The organism is Burkholderia sp. GbtcB21 (assembly GCF_019091065.1).
Taxonomy (GTDB): domain Bacteria; phylum Pseudomonadota; class Gammaproteobacteria; order Burkholderiales; family Burkholderiaceae; genus Burkholderia; species Burkholderia pyrrocinia_C.
This window is the reverse complement of sequence record NZ_JAGXKA010000003.1, coordinates 574,617-589,481: the sequence shown is the minus strand read 5'-3', so window position 1 is coordinate 589,481 and position 14,865 is coordinate 574,617. Positions and strand designations below refer to the sequence as shown.

The 14,865-nt window shown below is 67.1% G+C and carries 13 protein-coding genes and 3 pseudogenes; 8 read left to right on the top strand and 8 right to left on the bottom strand.

Annotation, left to right across the window (positions count from 1 at the left end; translation table 11 throughout):
* Positions 1–31: 31 nt before the first annotated feature.
* Positions 32–613 carry a nuclear transport factor 2 family protein gene (locus KVT39_RS10705; protein WP_217588942.1) on the top strand — a complete coding sequence of 194 codons (582 nt, stop codon included), beginning with the start codon at positions 32–34 and terminating at the stop codon, positions 611–613.
* A gap of 51 nt (positions 614–664) precedes the next feature.
* On the opposite strand, the pseudogene KVT39_RS10700 reads toward KVT39_RS10705, so the two are convergent.
* A pseudogene (locus KVT39_RS10700) lies at positions 665–841 on the bottom strand (sigma 54-dependent transcriptional regulator); the annotation flags it as partial.
* Between the two features lie 122 nt (positions 842–963).
* On the opposite strand from KVT39_RS10700, the gene KVT39_RS10695 reads away from it, so the two are divergent.
* The 4 genes and pseudogenes from KVT39_RS10695 (at position 964) to KVT39_RS10680 (ending at position 5,050) form a co-directional block, all read left to right on the top strand.
* A complete protein-coding gene (locus KVT39_RS10695; RefSeq protein ID WP_034182126.1) occupies positions 964–2,187 on the top strand; it encodes an RtcB family protein in 1,224 nt (407 codons plus the stop codon).
* Between the two features lie 2 nt (positions 2,188–2,189).
* Positions 2,190–2,318, top strand: a pseudogene (locus KVT39_RS38460) (nucleotidyltransferase); the annotation flags it as partial.
* Positions 2,319–2,576: 258 nt separating this feature from the next.
* Positions 2,577–3,725 carry a DUF1176 domain-containing protein gene (locus KVT39_RS10685; protein ID WP_217588940.1) on the top strand — a complete coding sequence of 383 codons (1,149 nt, stop codon included), beginning with the start codon at positions 2,577–2,579 and terminating at the stop codon, positions 3,723–3,725.
* 56 nt (positions 3,726–3,781) lie between these two features.
* Positions 3,782–5,050, top strand: a complete 1,269-nt coding sequence (locus tag KVT39_RS10680) for a nitrite reductase (RefSeq protein ID WP_217588938.1) — start codon at positions 3,782–3,784, stop codon at positions 5,048–5,050.
* A 15-nt stretch (positions 5,051–5,065) separates the two neighbouring features.
* Here KVT39_RS10680 and KVT39_RS10675 read toward each other — a convergent pair whose 3' ends face one another.
* Entirely contained in the window at positions 5,066–5,734 is a 669-nt protein-coding gene (locus KVT39_RS10675) for an O-methyltransferase (protein ID WP_217588936.1), read from the bottom strand.
* A 148-nt stretch (positions 5,735–5,882) separates the two neighbouring features.
* On the opposite strand from KVT39_RS10675, the gene KVT39_RS10670 reads away from it, so the two are divergent.
* Positions 5,883–7,178 carry an O-acetylhomoserine aminocarboxypropyltransferase/cysteine synthase family protein gene (locus KVT39_RS10670; RefSeq protein WP_034182123.1) on the top strand — a complete coding sequence of 432 codons (1,296 nt, stop codon included), beginning with the start codon at positions 5,883–5,885 and terminating at the stop codon, positions 7,176–7,178.
* Positions 7,179–7,196: 18 nt separating this feature from the next.
* Here the strand turns inward: KVT39_RS10670 and KVT39_RS10665 are convergent, their stop codons facing one another.
* Entirely contained in the window at positions 7,197–7,700 is a 504-nt protein-coding gene (locus tag KVT39_RS10665; protein WP_217588935.1) for a hypothetical protein, read from the bottom strand.
* Between the two features lie 66 nt (positions 7,701–7,766).
* Entirely contained in the window at positions 7,767–8,042 is a 276-nt protein-coding gene (locus KVT39_RS10660) for a DUF4148 domain-containing protein (RefSeq protein ID WP_034182121.1), read from the bottom strand.
* 144 nt (positions 8,043–8,186) lie between these two features.
* Between KVT39_RS10660 and KVT39_RS38455 the strand changes: the two are divergent.
* A pseudogene (locus KVT39_RS38455) lies at positions 8,187–8,354 on the top strand (porin); the annotation flags it as partial.
* Between the two features lie 206 nt (positions 8,355–8,560).
* On the opposite strand, the gene KVT39_RS37940 reads toward KVT39_RS38455, so the two are convergent.
* Entirely contained in the window at positions 8,561–8,968 is a 408-nt protein-coding gene (locus KVT39_RS37940) for a hypothetical protein (protein WP_368858911.1), read from the bottom strand.
* Positions 8,969–9,101: 133 nt separating this feature from the next.
* Between KVT39_RS37940 and KVT39_RS10650 the strand changes: the two genes are divergently transcribed.
* Positions 9,102–9,386, top strand: a complete 285-nt coding sequence (locus KVT39_RS10650) for a DUF4148 domain-containing protein (protein ID WP_217588934.1) — start codon at positions 9,102–9,104, stop codon at positions 9,384–9,386.
* An 82-nt stretch (positions 9,387–9,468) separates the two neighbouring features.
* Here KVT39_RS10650 and KVT39_RS10645 read toward each other — a convergent pair whose 3' ends face one another.
* The 3 genes from KVT39_RS10645 to KVT39_RS10635 are packed head-to-tail and all read right to left on the bottom strand — an operon-like array spanning position 9,469 to position 14,776.
* The gene (locus KVT39_RS10645) at positions 9,469–10,875 is read right to left on the bottom strand and encodes a heavy metal sensor histidine kinase (RefSeq protein ID WP_175746530.1); all 1,407 of its coding nucleotides are present in this window, start codon (positions 10,873–10,875) and stop codon (positions 9,469–9,471) included.
* Complete coding sequence (irlR, locus tag KVT39_RS10640; protein ID WP_006490455.1) at positions 10,872–11,555, bottom strand: heavy metal response regulator transcription factor IrlR; 684 nt, start codon at positions 11,553–11,555, stop codon at positions 10,872–10,874. The genes KVT39_RS10645 and irlR overlap by 4 nt, the downstream gene beginning before the upstream one ends.
* Complete coding sequence (locus KVT39_RS10635; protein ID WP_217588933.1) at positions 11,555–14,776, bottom strand: efflux RND transporter permease subunit; 3,222 nt, start codon at positions 14,774–14,776, stop codon at positions 11,555–11,557. The genes irlR and KVT39_RS10635 overlap by 1 nt, the downstream gene beginning before the upstream one ends.
* Positions 14,777–14,865: the final 89 nt, after the last annotated feature.

The window sequence follows — 14,865 nt, the reverse complement described above, 5'->3', positions numbered from 1 at the left end:
GGCCCGATAACCCGCTACTGGAGACTCGACCATGCCCTCCCCGCTTCATCCCGCGCAGGTTCGCGCGCTGCTCGAATGCTATCTGCGCGCGAAGGACCTGAACCGGCCCGCGCTGATCGCCGACTGTTTCGCGGCCGATGCCGATCTGAGCTTTTCGCTCGCGAACGACGACATCGACTTTCCGCCGCGCGTGACGGGCGCGGCGGCCATTGCGCGCACGCTGGTCGAGGAATTCGGCGAGCGGTTCGAGCGGTGCCGGACCTATTACGTCTGCACGGAACCGGCCGTCGACGAACATGGCGAAAGCGGAATGCCGTGGCTCGTCGTGATGCGGCAGAAGGACAACGGCGCGTTGCGGATCGGGCACGGCACGTATCGCTGGCAGTTCGCGTGCGATGGCGAAGGCGTTGCGCGGGTTGCCGCGCTGCACATTCATATCGCGCGGATGGATACGATCAACGACCCGCAGTCGGTGAAACTCGATGCGCTGCACGCGGCGTTCGGGTATCCGTGGCTGCCGGTGCAGGCGTTCGCGCGCGGGCTGGCGGATGTGGCGGCGGCGCAGCCGGCTTGGGCGTTCATCGCGCCGTTCCGGGAGGCAGCAGCGGCGTGACCGAACCCGCCCGCGTGCTTGCGGGGCCGTGCGGCATCCACGCCGCCGCGCTCACCGCGCCATTTCGAGCGCCTGCCGCACCCCCTCCCAATCCAGCCCGAACCGCGCGAGGTACTTGCGCAGCCGATCCGCATCGTTCGGCTGCTTCTTGCTCTGCCGCGACACCGCGAACAGCGTGCGCCCGGCTTCCGACAGGCTCGCCGACACGCGGCACACGTCGAGCACGCGGTAACGCCGCGATCCGCACGATGCGCGTCACCCAGCGGCCATCGAAGAAAAGGACAAGAATATGTGGAAGCGTCATGCCCTGGTATGCCGCGCCGCACGAATGAACGAATCAGGTGAAGCAAATGGCCGACATGGATTATCAGTTGATGGAACTGGCGAACGGCAAGCCGGTGAAGATGTGGACGCAAGGCGTCGCCGTCGAGGACGAAGCGCGCGCGCAACTGCGCAACACCGCGCAGATGCCGTTCATCTTCCGCCACGTCGCGGTGATGCCGGACGTGCACCTCGGCAAGGGCTCGACGATCGGCAGCGTGATTCCGACGAAGGGCGCGATCATTCCGGCCGCGGTCGGCGTCGACATCGGCTGCGGGATGATGGCCGCGCGCACGACGCTGACGGCGTCCGACCTACCGGACTCGCTCGCCGGGCTGCGAAGCGCGATCGAACGCGCGGTGCCGCACGGCCGCGCGCCGGGCCGCCGCGATCCGGGCGCGTGGGGCGATCGCACGCCGGCCGCCGTGACCGAATCGTGGAAATCGCTGCTGCCGGGTTTCCAGCGGATCGTCGACAAGTATCCGAAGCTGGAAAAGACGAACCACTACGCGCATCTCGGCACGCTCGGCACCGGCAACCACTTCATCGAAGTGTGCGTCGACGAAGCGGACCACGTGTGGTTCATGCTGCACAGCGGTTCGCGCGGCGTCGGCAACGCGATCGGCAGCCTGTTCATCGAACTCGCGCAGGCCGACATGCGCCAGCACATCGCGAACCTGCCGGACCGCAACCTCGCGTATTTCACCGAGGGCAGCCGGCACTTCGACGATTACGTCGAAGCGGTCGGCTGGGCTCAGGACTACGCGCGGCGTAACCGGCAGGCGATGATGGACGCGGTGATCGGCGCGGCGCGCGGCGTGATCGGCAAGCCGTTCGCGGTCGACGAGCACGCGGTGAACTGCCACCACAACTACGTGCAGCGCGAACGCCACTTCGGCGAAGACGTGCTCGTGACGCGCAAGGGCGCGGTGTCCGCGCAGAAGGGGCAACTCGGGATCATTCCGGGTTCGATGGGCGCGAAGAGCTTCATCGTGCGCGGGCTCGGCAACCCGGAAAGCTTCTGCTCGTGCAGCCACGGCGCGGGACGAACGATGAGCCGCACCGAAGCGAAGCGCCGCTTCACGGCCGACGACCAGGCGAAGGCGACGCAAGGCGTCGAATGCCGGAAGGACGCGGGTGTCGTCGACGAAATCCCGATGGCCTACAAGGACATCGACGCGGTGATGGCGGCCCAGCGCAGCCTCGTGGAAGTGGTGCACACGCTGCGCCAGGTGGTGTGCGTGAAAGGATAGTGCGGCCCGCGATCCACGCGCTCGTCGAGACGATGCTCGCCGATGCCGAACACGATCGCGAATACAAGCGGCCGTGGGGCGACGTGGCGATGCTCGATACGTTCCTGCGCGACGTACTCGACGGTCGATGAAAGACGAACGGCGCGATGCCTGCGGGCATCGCGCCGTTTCCACGTCTGCACGCACCCGCCCGCTGCCGGCGAGCAACGTGCGTGCCCGCACACTACGCGTCGTCGCGCCGAACGCCATCCGTTGCGGCGGTATACTTGATCCCGTTCTGCAAAGCGCGCCGCGTCATGCGCCGCCGCACGCGACGTGCACCGCTTTCTGACGATGCGCTTGCAGTCCGACGTCTTCCGCCCGCCCGTTCACTGCCGATACGAACCGTCATGTCGCACCGCCTTTCGCTTGCCCTCGCCGCCCTCCTCGCCGCTTCTCCGCTCGCCGCACAGGCACGCCCGCTCGCGCGGCCGCCGGTCGAGCGCGACTTCAAGAGCTGGTCGGTCGTCTGCGACAACGGCAACCGCTGCATTGCCGAAAGCCACGCCGACGATATCGACAATGCACGCACCAGCCTGATCCTGCGCGTGACGCGCGATGCCGGCCCCGACGCGCAACCGTCGCTCGACATCTTCGCGTCGGCGCCATTGGATCTGCGCACGGCACGCACCGATGGTCGCCCGTTCGATGCGATGCCGGCCCAATGGCATGCGTTCGGCGACAAGCCGGACAGTGACGACCCGCACCCGTTCCGAATCCGGACGAGCGATCCGGCAACGGTTGCCGCATGGCTCGCCGCGTCGCGCAATGCGCAACTGCTGAGCTTCGGCGATCCGGCGTCGGCGCAAACGCCGCGCACGCCGCTGTCGGGATTGAATGCCGCGCTGCTGCTGATCGACGACACGCAGGGCCGCGTCGGCACGGTCACGGCGCTGCTGCGCCCCGGCAACCGGCCCGCTTCGTCGGTGCCGGCCGCGCCGGCATTACCGCCCGCCGTCGTTCCGGCGCCGCCCGTCGCCGGCCTGTCGGCCGCCGAACAGCGCCCGCTCGTCGATGCCGTGCTCGCGAAGTTCGGCACCGACGCGAAGCAATGCGCGGCCGATGTCGAAGACGAAATGTCGGCCGGCGACCGCAGGAAGGCGTCACGCGCCGTGGCGATCTCGGCCGACGAGGCACTCGTCGCGATACCGTGCCAGACCAGCAGCCTGTATAACCACACCGACCTTTGGTACCGCGTGCGACGGTCGGCGCCATATGCACCGACGGCGATGAACTTCGGCGAGAACGCGAATGCGGGCCTCGATTCCGCGTCGTTCGCGAACGAACTGACCGACGCCGGCTACGATCCCGCCAGCGCGATGCTGTCGAGCAAGGTCCGCTTGCGCAATGCCGGCGATTGCGGCTCGACCGCGTCGTGGATCTTCGACGGCCGGCGCTTCCTGCTCGCCGACATCGCGATGCACGGCACCTGCAACGGCCTGTTGCAGGATCAATGGCCGCGCCTGTATCGCCGGGCCGATGCGTCGGGAAACCGCTGACGCGCGTGGCGTGCCGATGCACGCCAAAAAAACCATAACAAACCGAGGACCGACCCATGCATCTCCCGTCAATCGACACATCGCGCGGCTGGCGTTTCGCGCTTTCGTTCGCGCTGATCGCCGTCACCACATTCGCGTGTCTGCCTGCCCGTGCAGCGAACGCCGACGACCCAGTCGAATTCCCGTTCTGGTCGCGCAACTGGATCGGCACGATCGGCAACCGGCACGTCGAAGTCTCGCTTTCGCGCGTCGCCGATGCAATGTCCGGCTGGTATTGCTATGCGCCCTGCGCGGCCGACAAACGCTATCGGCTCGCGCTAAAGGGGTCGTTCGATTCGCACGGCACGACGCTGTCGGAACGCGACAACGGTGCGAAGACGAATGCTGACCGCGTGACGGGCACGTGGCACGTCGGGTCGCCCGACGGCACCGTTGCCGGCACGTGGACCTCGCCTGACGGCAAGCGCACGCTGCCCGTCTCGCTCGCACCGAAACGCGACGGCCGGCCGTTCCCTTACGACATCCACCTCGTCGCGGACAAGTTGCCCGACGACAGTGGTTCGTGTAACGACGTGCCGCACGTCAGCGCGATCCGCCTTTACGATCACGGCCGCCTCGTGCAAACGCTGCCGACCGATTCGCAAGGCACCTGCAGCGTGTTCACGCCTGAATTCGCCGACGTGAACTTCGACGGCTGGCCCGACCTGATGCTCGCGCAAGCGATGGGTGCCAGTCCGAACATTCCGTACCAGACATGGATCTTCAACCCGACGACGCGCCGCTTCGTCGATGCGCCGAAAGGACTACAGGCAATCACGTCGCCGGACTTCGACCCCGTGCACCGGATCGTCTGGACAAGCTGGCGCGCGAGTTGCTGCGAGCACGGCGTGACGACCTACCGCTGGCAGAGCAACGACGTGAAGGAGGTCGACTCGGCCAGCAGCTACATGCTGCCCGTGCTCGACGGGAACACGCGCCGCTATTGCTACGTCATGCCCGGTTACGGCGACGGGTATATCGAGTTTCCGCAGCGCATCGAGCAAACCGACACCGGGCTGCGTTCAACGCTGGGCGACCCGAAAGGCTGCGACGCGAGCGATTCGCCGTCCATGACGCGTGTATATATCGACATCTGGAAGCCGGGCACGCCCGGCCACGCGCCGACGCTCGTGCGCACCGAGAAGGTCGCGTGGAAACGCACGCAAACCCGCGCCGGCATGAAGTTCTGCCCCGACGTGCCGTTCTACGACAACGGCCGCATCCGCCGCATCGTGCTGCGCGACGATCCCGACCAGTGCAGCGACAAGAATCCCGACACGAACTAGCGCACCGCCATCCCGTCACTCGCCGACGATCGAAATCGAGAACCCGTCCCAGCCCTTCTGCCCGACCGTCTGCACGGCCGTCGTCGTGAGCTTCGGCTCGGCCGCGAGACGCGCGAAGCCTTCCCGCACGCCGACCACATCGGGCTCGCGATTGTCCGGATCGGCCACGCGCCCGCCGCGCACGACGTTGTCGACGACGATCACCGTACCGGGCCGCGACAGCTTCAGCGCCGCGTCCAGATAGACCGGGTTGTTGTCCTTGTCCGCATCGATGAAGATGAAATCGAACGGCGCGTCACCCGCATCGACGAGCCGCGCGAGGCTGTCCTTCGCGTTGCCGACGATCACCGACACGACCTCTGCGAACCCGGCGCGCGCGATGTTCCGCGTCGCGACCTTCGCATGCTCGGGGTTCAGTTCGAGCGTCACGAGCGTACCGCCCGGCGGCAACGCGCGCGCGAGCCAGATCGTGCTGTAGCCGCCGAGCGTGCCGACCTCGAGGATGCGCCGCGCGCCGCGTATCGTCGCGAGCAGTTGCAGCAGCTTGCCCTGGTTCGGCGCGACGTTGATCGCGGGCAGCCCGGCCGCATTGCTGGCCACCAGCGCGGCATCGAGCGCATCGTCGGACGGCACGAGCGTCGCGGAAAAATACGCATCTACCTGATTCCACTGGTCCTGATCCATCGCGCGCCTCCTGTCTGCGGAAAAGGCATTCTATGCGCGGCATCCCCATAAGCAACAAACCATTCGTTCTAAGGACAGCGGCACACGTGCTCCTATAATCGCCGGACGGCCGTACCTCTCGAACTTCACAACAACAGACGGAGCACCCATGACCGATCAGGCCTCTTCGAACTGGCGCCTCGAAACCATCGCCGTGCACGGCGGTTATCGTCCCGACCCGACCACGCGCGCGGTCGCCGTACCGATCTACCAGACCGTTGCGTACGCATTCGACGACACGCAGCACGGCGCCGACCTGTTCGACCTGAAGGTCCAGGGCAACATCTATACGCGAATCATGAACCCGACGACGGATGTGCTCGAGAAGCGGATCGCCGCGCTCGAGGGCGGCATCGGCGCGCTTGCGCTCGCGTCGGGGCAATCCGCCGTCACGTATGCGATCCAGACGATCGCCGAGGCCGGCGACAACATCGTGTCCGCGAGTTCGCTGTACGGCGGCACCTACAACCTGTTCGCGCATACGCTGCCGCAATACGGGATCACGACGCGCTTCGCGGATCCGCGCGACCCCGCGTCGTTCGAGCCGCTGATCGACGCACGCACGAAGGCGATCTTTGCGGAATCGGTCGGCAACCCGCTCGGCAACGTCACCGACATCGCCGCGCTCGCGGAAGTCGCGCATCGCCACGGAATCCCGCTGATCGTCGACAACACGGTGCCGTCGCCGTACCTGTTGCGCCCGTTCGAGCACGGTGCGGACATCGTCGTGCACTCGCTGACGAAATATCTCGGCGGGCACGGCACGAGCCTCGGCGGCGCGATCGTCGATTCGGGCAAGTTCCCGTGGGCCGAGCACGCGGACCGCTTCAAGCGGCTGAACGAACCGGACGTCAGCTATCACGGCGTCGTCTATACGGAAGCGTTCGGGCCGGCCGCCTATATCGGCCGCGCGCGCGTGGTACCGCTGCGCAACATGGGCGCGGCGATCTCGCCGTTCAACGCATTCCAGATCCTGCAGGGCATCGAAACGCTCGCGCTGCGCGTCGAGCGGATCAGCGACAACGCACTGAAGATCGCGCAGCATCTCGCGCGCCACGAGCAGGTCGAATGGGTGAACTACGCGGGACTGCCCGATCATCCCGACCACCCGCTCGTCGCACGCTACCTGTCGGGCCGCGCGCCGGGCATCCTGACGTTCGGCGTGAAGGGCGGCCGCGACGGCGGCGCGAAGTTCCAGGACGCGTTGAAGCTGTTCACCCGGCTCGTCAACATCGGCGATACGAAGTCGCTCGCGACGCACCCGGCATCGACGACGCACCGGCAACTGTCGCCGGCCGAGCTCGCGAAGGCCGGCGTGAAGGAGGAAACGGTGCGGCTGTCGATCGGCATCGAGCATATCGACGACCTGCTCGCCGATCTCGACCAGGCGCTCGCGCAGCTTTGACCGGAACGGGCGCGCCGGCTACCAGGTCGTCGCGCCCGCCGGATACGTGTCGACGATGCGTGTGCCGTTCACAGGCGCGACGCCCTCGTTGCGCAGCGCGGCCCACAGGTCGATCGCATGCTCGCGAGATTTGCGGCTGCCGTCGTCGGTCAGCACGTTCAGCGCGATCACTTCGTCGCGTATCGTCAGTTGCAGCTGTTCCTTCAACTTGCGCGACTGATACGACGCGGTACGGACATCGCCCAGCACGATCCGCTTCTCCGCGACCTTAACCTCGCCGCCCGCATCAGCTGGCACGAACGTCAGCCGGCCGTTGTCGATCTCGCATTGCCCGCGCGTGAACGTCGCGCTCCACTCGCCCGACCGCACGGCCGCGAACTCGCAGCGCATCCGCTCGTTCGTGCGGCGGCCGGCGTCATGCGCCGATGCATGCGACAGCGCACGTTCCGGCCAGCCGGCCGCCATCGCGGCCGTCGACATCAAACAGACAGCCAGCACGATTCCTGTTGCGATAGTGCGCATGGCGCGCTCCCTTTCAGAGGTGGAACCGGCCGAACCGCGTCGCCGCAGCCGGCCGTGGATGAACGCTCAACGCACCGCGAAGCGGTTGTCGTGCGCATCGACTGTCGGTGCCTTCTCGCCCCGGTGAACCGTCGAGCGATGGATTTCCTGATTGCGCGCGACGGCCGCCGGGCTCGCCGGATAGTCGTGATTCGGGCTCGGGATCACGCCGTCGTGCCGCGCGCGCACCAGTTCCCGACGCACTTCCTGCCGGGTCTTCGCTTGCGCTGCAAAGGCCTGCGAGAAGGCCGCGATCGACAGCGCGGCAACGGTCATGGCGATCATCGGCCGCGGAATGTTCATGGCGTTCGCTCCTTGCTGGAAATCCGTGACAGGAGCCTTCACTTTGATCCGGCGGCGGTGCGGCATCGTGATCCCGGCATGACGGTTTCGTCATGGTTCACGCATTCGCTGCGTCGCAGTGCGAATCAAATTCGTCATTGATTGCTGTCGAAGCGCACCGATCGCTATGCGGTCGGCGCGTGGTAACGCTCGAACGGGGAACAGCGCACGCTCGACGGCGGCACGCAACCGACGCAGGCGTCGATCGACTCCTATGGCTACGGCGGCACGCGCACGCAACGCATCGTCAATCTCGGGTTGCGCCACCGGTTCCGATCGCGACGGCGGCACACTCGCGCTTGCATGACAAAAATTTCATGTTCCGATCAGGCTCACGATGCGTCGTTTCGCTACGATCGGAACGGTAACGGGCCATGCCTGTTCCAATCCACGCAGCGGATCGCTGTCGTACGGCACGATCACGCGTTAGGCCCGGACTCATCGAGTACCGGGCCTTTTTTTGATCGCGAGGCAGACGATCACGGCGCTGGATTGCGTTGCGGAAACAGGCACGGATGCGTCTTCACGTACAGGTTCGGATTGCCGCAGCGGTGCCCGGCATAGTCGATCTGCTCGCCGGGTATGAGGTCGGCCGGCACCGGCTTGCGTGCGGCGGCCGACGCGGCCGTGCCGGTGTCGGAACGTGGCGATGCGCAGCCCGCGAGCAACGGGACGATCAGGACTGCGATCAACGATAAACGGAGAGCGGGATGATGCACTTCTCGGTCCGGAATGAAAACCTGAACAGGACCGCCCGCTTTCGATGCTGCTGTCGCGAACGGCGCGAATGCCGTCGGCCGCGCGAGCCATCGACAGACTTCATGTTCCGCTTCCCGCTCATCGCACCCATGACGCGAACATGACGATTGCGTCATGCCGCTCAGCACGCAAGGCGCGCCGCCGCCTTTCGCAATCTGACGTTTTTTTCATCTCCCGATCACGGTGGCGCACGGCTGCTTTCGCATACTGGGTCCATGGTTCGCCACCCGGCGGCCCTGATCGAGTCAAGGAGAGCATTCAATGAAGACCGCAAAACTCGCAGCACTGTTCGTCACCGCCACGCTGTCGATCGGCCTGGCCACGCAGGCCGCATTCGCGCAGACGCAAACGCAGGGCAAGACCCGCGCGCAGGTCGTCAACGAACTGAAGCAGGCGCAGCACGACGGCATCGTGCCGACGAGCAAGACGCAGTACCCGCCGACCGCCGAGATGGTCGCGCGCAACAAGGAGCTTCACGGGATTTCGGCGCATGGCGGCGAGAAGGCACCGCAGGCCGATAACCACGACAACCTGGCGACGCGTTGATGCCGCTCGGTCGCATGACAACGGGCAACGTGCCGCGCGCAAACGCCTGGCGGCGAACGCGCGGGCGTGCCCGACCGCGATGTCAGGTGCCGATGGCGGCCGGCCGTCGCGGAAAGCGCAGCCAGAACGTCGTGCGCCGGCCGGGATCGCTGTCGACGCCGCATTCGCCGCCGTGGTTGTCCATGATCGACCGGACGATCGCGAGGCCGAGCCCCGTCCCCGACGCCGAATTGTGCCGCGACGGATCGACACGATAGAAGCGCTCGAAGATCCGCCCGACATGCTCCGCGGCAATGCCAGGCCCCGTGTCCGACACGGCGATCGTCGTCGCCCCACCTTGCTCCACGCAATCGATCGCCACGACGCTGCCGCGCGGCGCGTAGGCGAGCGCATTGGACAGCAGGTTGCTCAACGCGCGCTGATACAGCGTGAGATCCGCATCGACCCACGCATGGCCGTCGACCTTCACCGATACGCCCGCATCCTCCGCAAGCGACTCGTAGTAGCCGGCGACACGCCCGGCCTCTTCCGCCGCATTCAGGCGCCGCACGCTGATCGACGTGCCGGCCTGTTCCGAACGCGCGAGAAACAGCATGTCCTCGATCATCCGCGACAGCCGCTGATACTCGTCGATGCTCGACTCGATCACGTTGCGATATTCATCCGCGCTGCGCGGCTGCGACAGCACGACCTGCGCGGCTGCTTGCAGGTTCGTGAGCGGCGTGCGCATGTCGTGCGCGAGATTCGACGAGAACTGGCTCAGCCGCGTGAACGATTCGCTCAGCCTCGCGAGCATCCCGTTGAATGCGTGCTCGAGTTCCTTCAGCTCGCCCGACGTATCGAGTTCCGGCAGCGGATGCGCGAGCCGGCTCGACGACATCTGCTCGGCGCGCGCCGCGAAACGCCGCAGCGGGCTCAAGCCCAGCGCCGCGATGCCATACGCGATCGCGGCCGCGAGCACCACGCCGAACACCTCGATCACGACGATCGTATAAGCATGCGTACGCAACAGCAGCACGTCGGCGCTGCGGTCGTACTGCACCGCGACGCGCACCGCCGGTGCGCCCATGCCCGCGAGCGGCACGGTCGTCACCAGGTACTGATGCCGCGCGCCGGGCGGCGCGACGCCGACCGGCACGCGCCCCGCGTCCAGCGACAGCAGCGTCGCGTACGGGCGGAATCCTGGCGTGCCGACGAGGCGCGTGCCCGACGCATCGTAGATCGCGAGATCCATGTTCGGATGGCCGTGCAGCTGGTCGATCCAGATGTCGGTGTTGCGCGCGACGTCGGCCGTCGTGCGCGCTTCGGCCAGATGCGTGCCCAGTGCGGCGGAAATGCCGGCCATCTGCTCGGCCGCCGTCGTTTCGACGCGGTTGCTCAGCGCCTCGTAGAGCGCGACGCCGCTCGACGCGAGGATCACCGACGTCGACAGGATGATCAGCGCGGTCAGGCGTCCGCGCAGCGTGCGCGGCAGCAGGCGCGCGATCATGCGGCCGCGCCGCCGCGCGCTTCGAGCACGTAGCCCATCCCGCGCACGGTGTGGATCAGCTTCGGTTCGTATGCGTCGTCGATCTTCGAGCGCAGCCGCCGGATCGCCGAATCGACGACGTTCGTGTCGCTGTTGAAGTTCATGTCCCACACCTGCGAGGCGATCGTCGCACGCGGCAGGATCTCGCCCTCGCGACGCATCAGCAGCCACAGCAGCGCGAATTCCTTCGCGGTCAACAGGATCGTGTCGCCCTGCCGCGTGGCCTTGCGGCGCGTCAGGTCGAGTTCGAGATCGGCCACGCGCAGCGTGTTCGAATCGCGCGGCTGGCCGCGCCGCAGGATCGACTTGATGCGCGCGGTCAGCTCGACGAAATCGAACGGCTTCGCGAGATAGTCGTCGGCGCCGAGCTCGAGTCCCTTTACGCGATCGCCGACGTCGTCGCGCGCGGTGAGGAACAGCACGGGCGTCGACTTGCTGCGCCGCAGGTTCTGCAGCAGCGTCCAGCCGTCCTGCCCCGGCAGCATCACGTCGAGCACGAGCAGGTCGTATTCCTCGGTCTCGGCCTGGTGCTGGCCCGTGATGCCGTCCTCGACCCAGTCGACGACATAACCGGCCTCGGTCAGGCCCTTGCGCAGATAAGCACCCGTCTTCGGTTCATCCTCGACAATCAGAATTCGCATTACGCATTACCCTTGAAGAAACCCAGCCGGCGCAGCACGCCCATGCCGAAGCCGCCGCCGATGCCCCAAAGCGCGGCGCGCCACGACACCGCATGGCTGACGCGGTACAGCACGGGCAGCACCAGCAGCGTCAGCGCCGTGGACGACAGGATACCGCCGATCACGACCGTCGCAAGCGGGCGCTGCACCTCGGCGCCGGTGCCGGTCGCGAACGCCATCGGCAGGAAACCGAGCGACGCGACCAGCGCGGTCATCAGCACCGGCCGCAGCCGCGTGAGCGCGCCTTCGCGCACGGCGGCGTCGAGCGGCGTCCCTTCGTCGCGCAGGTTGCGGATGAACGAGATCATCACGAGACCGTTGAGCACGGCGACGCCGGACAGCGCGATGAAGCCGACCGCCGCCGTGATCGACAGCGGTATCCCGCGCAGCCACAGCGACACGACGCCGCCGCTCAGCGCGAACGGAATGCCGGTGAACACGAGCAGGCCGTCCTTCACGTTGTTGAACATCACGAACAGCAGCACGAACACCATGAACAACGCGAGCGGCACGACGAGCTTCAGGCGCTCGCTCGCGCTTTGCAACTGCTCGAACTGCCCGCCCCACGACACCCAGTAGCCGGCCGGCACGCGCACGTCCTGCTGCAACCGCTCGCGCGCATCGGCGACGAACGAGCCGACGTCGCGACCGCGCACGTTCGCGCTGACGACCACGCGCCGCTTGCCGTCCTCGCGGCTGATCTGGTTCGGGCCCGGCGCGACGTCGATCGTTGCGAGCTCGGCGAGCGGCACGTACGGCGCCGCCGCGAGCGGCGCGCTGGCGCCGGCGGCCGGCGCGGGCAGCGCGATCGGCAGCCGCTTGATCGCGTCGATGTCCGAGCGCAGCTCGTCGGGCAGCCGCACGACGATGTCGAAGCGGCGGTCGCCCTGGAACAGCGTGCCGGCCTTCTGCCCGCCGACGGCCGCGGCCACCGTGTCCTGCAGGTCGGCGACGCTCACACCGTAGCGCGCGAGCTTGTCGCGGTCGAGGTTGACCGTGAGCACCGGCAGCCCGGTCGTCTGCTCGACCTTCACCTCCGATGCGCCCGGCACCTTCTGCAGCGCGGCCGCGATCTGCTCGCCGGTCTGGTTCAACACGGCCATGTCGTCGCCGAAGATCTTCACGGCGACGTCGCTGCGCACGCCCGAGATCAGCTCGTTGAAGCGCAGCTGGATCGGCTGCGAGAACTCGTATGCATTTCCCGGCAGCTCGGCGAGCGCTTCCTCGATCTCGCGCACGAGCTGGTCGCGCGGCTTCTTCGGGTCGGGCCACTGGTCCGTCGGCTTCAGCATGATGTAGCCGTCCGACAGGTTCGGCGGCATCGGGTCGGCCGCGATCTCGGCCGTGCCCGTGCGCGCAAACACGCGCTCGATTTCGGGGAAACGCGCCTTCAGCGTCTTCTCGATCGACTTCTGCATCTCGACCGACTGCGACAGGCTCGTGCCGGGAATCCGCAGCGCAGCGACGGCCAGGTCGCCTTCGTTGAGACTCGGGATGAACTCGCTGCCGAGCCGCGTGGCGAGCCCGAGCGTGACGAGCACGATCGCGCCCGCGCCGAGCATCACGCGCACCGGGCGCGTCATGAACGCGGCGAGTACCGGTTCGTACGCGCGTCGCGCCCAGCCCATCAGCCGGTTCTCCTTCTCCTCGACTCGCTCGCCGATGAACAGCGCGACGGCCGCCGGAATGAACGTGACGGTCAGCACCATCGCGGCCGCGAGCGCCATCACGACGGTGATGGCCATCGGGTGGAACATCTTGCCTTCGACACCGGTCAGCGCAAAGATCGGCAGGTACACGACCATGATGATCAGTTGCCCGAAGATCAGCGCACGGCGCGCTTCCTGCGACGCGCCGAACACTTCGGCAAAGCGCTCGTCGCGCGTGAGCGGCCGCCCGGCCGCCGCCTGCGCATGCGCGAGCCGCCGCACGCAGTTCTCGACGATCACCACCGCGCCGTCGACGATGATCCCGAAGTCGAGCGCGCCGAGGCTCATCAGGTTCGCGCTCACCTTCGCGTTGACCATGCCGGTGAAGGTCATCAGCATCGACAGCGGAATCACGAGCGCGGTGATCAGCGCCGCGCGGATGTTGCCGAGGAACAGGAACAGCACGGCGATCACGAGGATCGCGCCTTCGAGCAGGTTCTTCTTCACCGTCGCGACGGCTTTCTCGACGAGCACCGTGCGGTCGTACACGGGAATCGCCTTCACGCCGGACGGCAGCGTGCGGTTCACGTCTTCCATCTTTGCCGCGACGGCCTTCGAGACCGTCCGGCTGTTCTCGCCCATCAGCATGAAGACCGTGCCGAGCACGACCTCCTCGCCGTTCGACGTCGCGGCGCCGGTGCGCAGTTCGCGGCCGATATCGACCAGCCCGACGTCCTTCATCCGCACCGGCACGCCGCCGACGTTGGTCAGCACGATGTTCGCGATGTCGTCGACGGTGCGCGCCTGGCCCGGCACGCGCACGAGATACTGCTCGCCGCGCTTCTCGATGTAGCCGGCGCCGACGTTGTCGTTGTTGCGTTCGAGCGCGCGCACGACGTCGGCGAGCGTCAGCCCGTACGACATCAGCTTGGCCGGGTTCGGCGCGACACGGTATTCCTTCACGTAGCCGCCGATCGAGTTGACCTCGGTCACGCCGCGCACGTTCCTGAGCTGCGGCCGCACGACCCAGTCCTGCAACTCGCGCAGGTCGGCCGCCGTATAGCGCGTGCCGTCGGGCTTGCGCGCGGCCGCGTCTGCTTCGACGGTCCACAGGTAGATTTCGCCGAGGCCCGTCGACGTCGGGCCCATCGCGGGCGCGATGCCGGGCGGCAGCTTGTCCTTCGCTTCCTGGATGCGCTCGTTGACGAGCTGCCGCGCGAAGTAGATGTCGGTGCCGTCCTTGAAGATCACGGTGACCTGCGACAGCCCGTAGCGCGAGATCGAGCGCGTCTGCTCGAGGCCCGGCAGCCCGGCCATCACGGTCTCGATCGGGTAGGTGATCCGCTGCTCGGCCTCGAGCGGCGAATAACCGGGCACGGCCGTGTTGATCTGGACCTGCACGTTCGTGATGTCGGGCACCGCGTCGATCGGCAGCTTCTGGTAGCTGAAGACGCCCAGCGCGGCCACGGCCGCGATCGCCAGCATCACGAGCCAGCGGTGCGCAATCGCAAAGCGGATCAGGCGCTCAAACATGGCGGGATTCCTTGAAACGGGGAACGGTCATCCTCACCGGACGGGCCGCGCGACCGGTCACACGGCGCGCCGGAAAGCGGGCCGCATAT

Bases quoted from the DNA above. Each gene is read 5' to 3' on its own strand.
- KVT39_RS10705 (WP_217588942.1), top strand. From the start codon at position 32: ATGCCCTCCCCGCTTCATCCCGCGCAGGTTCGCGCGCTGCTCGAATGC.
- KVT39_RS10695 (WP_034182126.1), top strand. From the start codon at position 964: ATGGCCGACATGGATTATCAGTTGATGGAACTGGCGAACGGCAAGCCG.
- KVT39_RS10685 (WP_217588940.1), top strand. From the start codon at position 2,577: ATGTCGCACCGCCTTTCGCTTGCCCTCGCCGCCCTCCTCGCCGCTTCT.
- KVT39_RS10680 (WP_217588938.1), top strand. From the start codon at position 3,782: ATGCATCTCCCGTCAATCGACACATCGCGCGGCTGGCGTTTCGCGCTT.
- KVT39_RS10675 (WP_217588936.1), bottom strand. From the start codon at position 5,734: ATGGATCAGGACCAGTGGAATCAGGTAGATGCGTATTTTTCCGCGACG.
- KVT39_RS10670 (WP_034182123.1), top strand. From the start codon at position 5,883: ATGACCGATCAGGCCTCTTCGAACTGGCGCCTCGAAACCATCGCCGTG.
- KVT39_RS10665 (WP_217588935.1), bottom strand. From the start codon at position 7,700: ATGCGCACTATCGCAACAGGAATCGTGCTGGCTGTCTGTTTGATGTCG.
- KVT39_RS10660 (WP_034182121.1), bottom strand. From the start codon at position 8,042: ATGAACATTCCGCGGCCGATGATCGCCATGACCGTTGCCGCGCTGTCG.
- KVT39_RS10650 (WP_217588934.1), top strand. From the start codon at position 9,102: ATGAAGACCGCAAAACTCGCAGCACTGTTCGTCACCGCCACGCTGTCG.
- KVT39_RS10645 (WP_175746530.1), bottom strand. From the start codon at position 10,875: ATGATCGCGCGCCTGCTGCCGCGCACGCTGCGCGGACGCCTGACCGCG.
- irlR (WP_006490455.1), bottom strand. From the start codon at position 11,555: ATGCGAATTCTGATTGTCGAGGATGAACCGAAGACGGGTGCTTATCTG.
- KVT39_RS10635 (WP_217588933.1), bottom strand. From the start codon at position 14,776: ATGTTTGAGCGCCTGATCCGCTTTGCGATTGCGCACCGCTGGCTCGTG.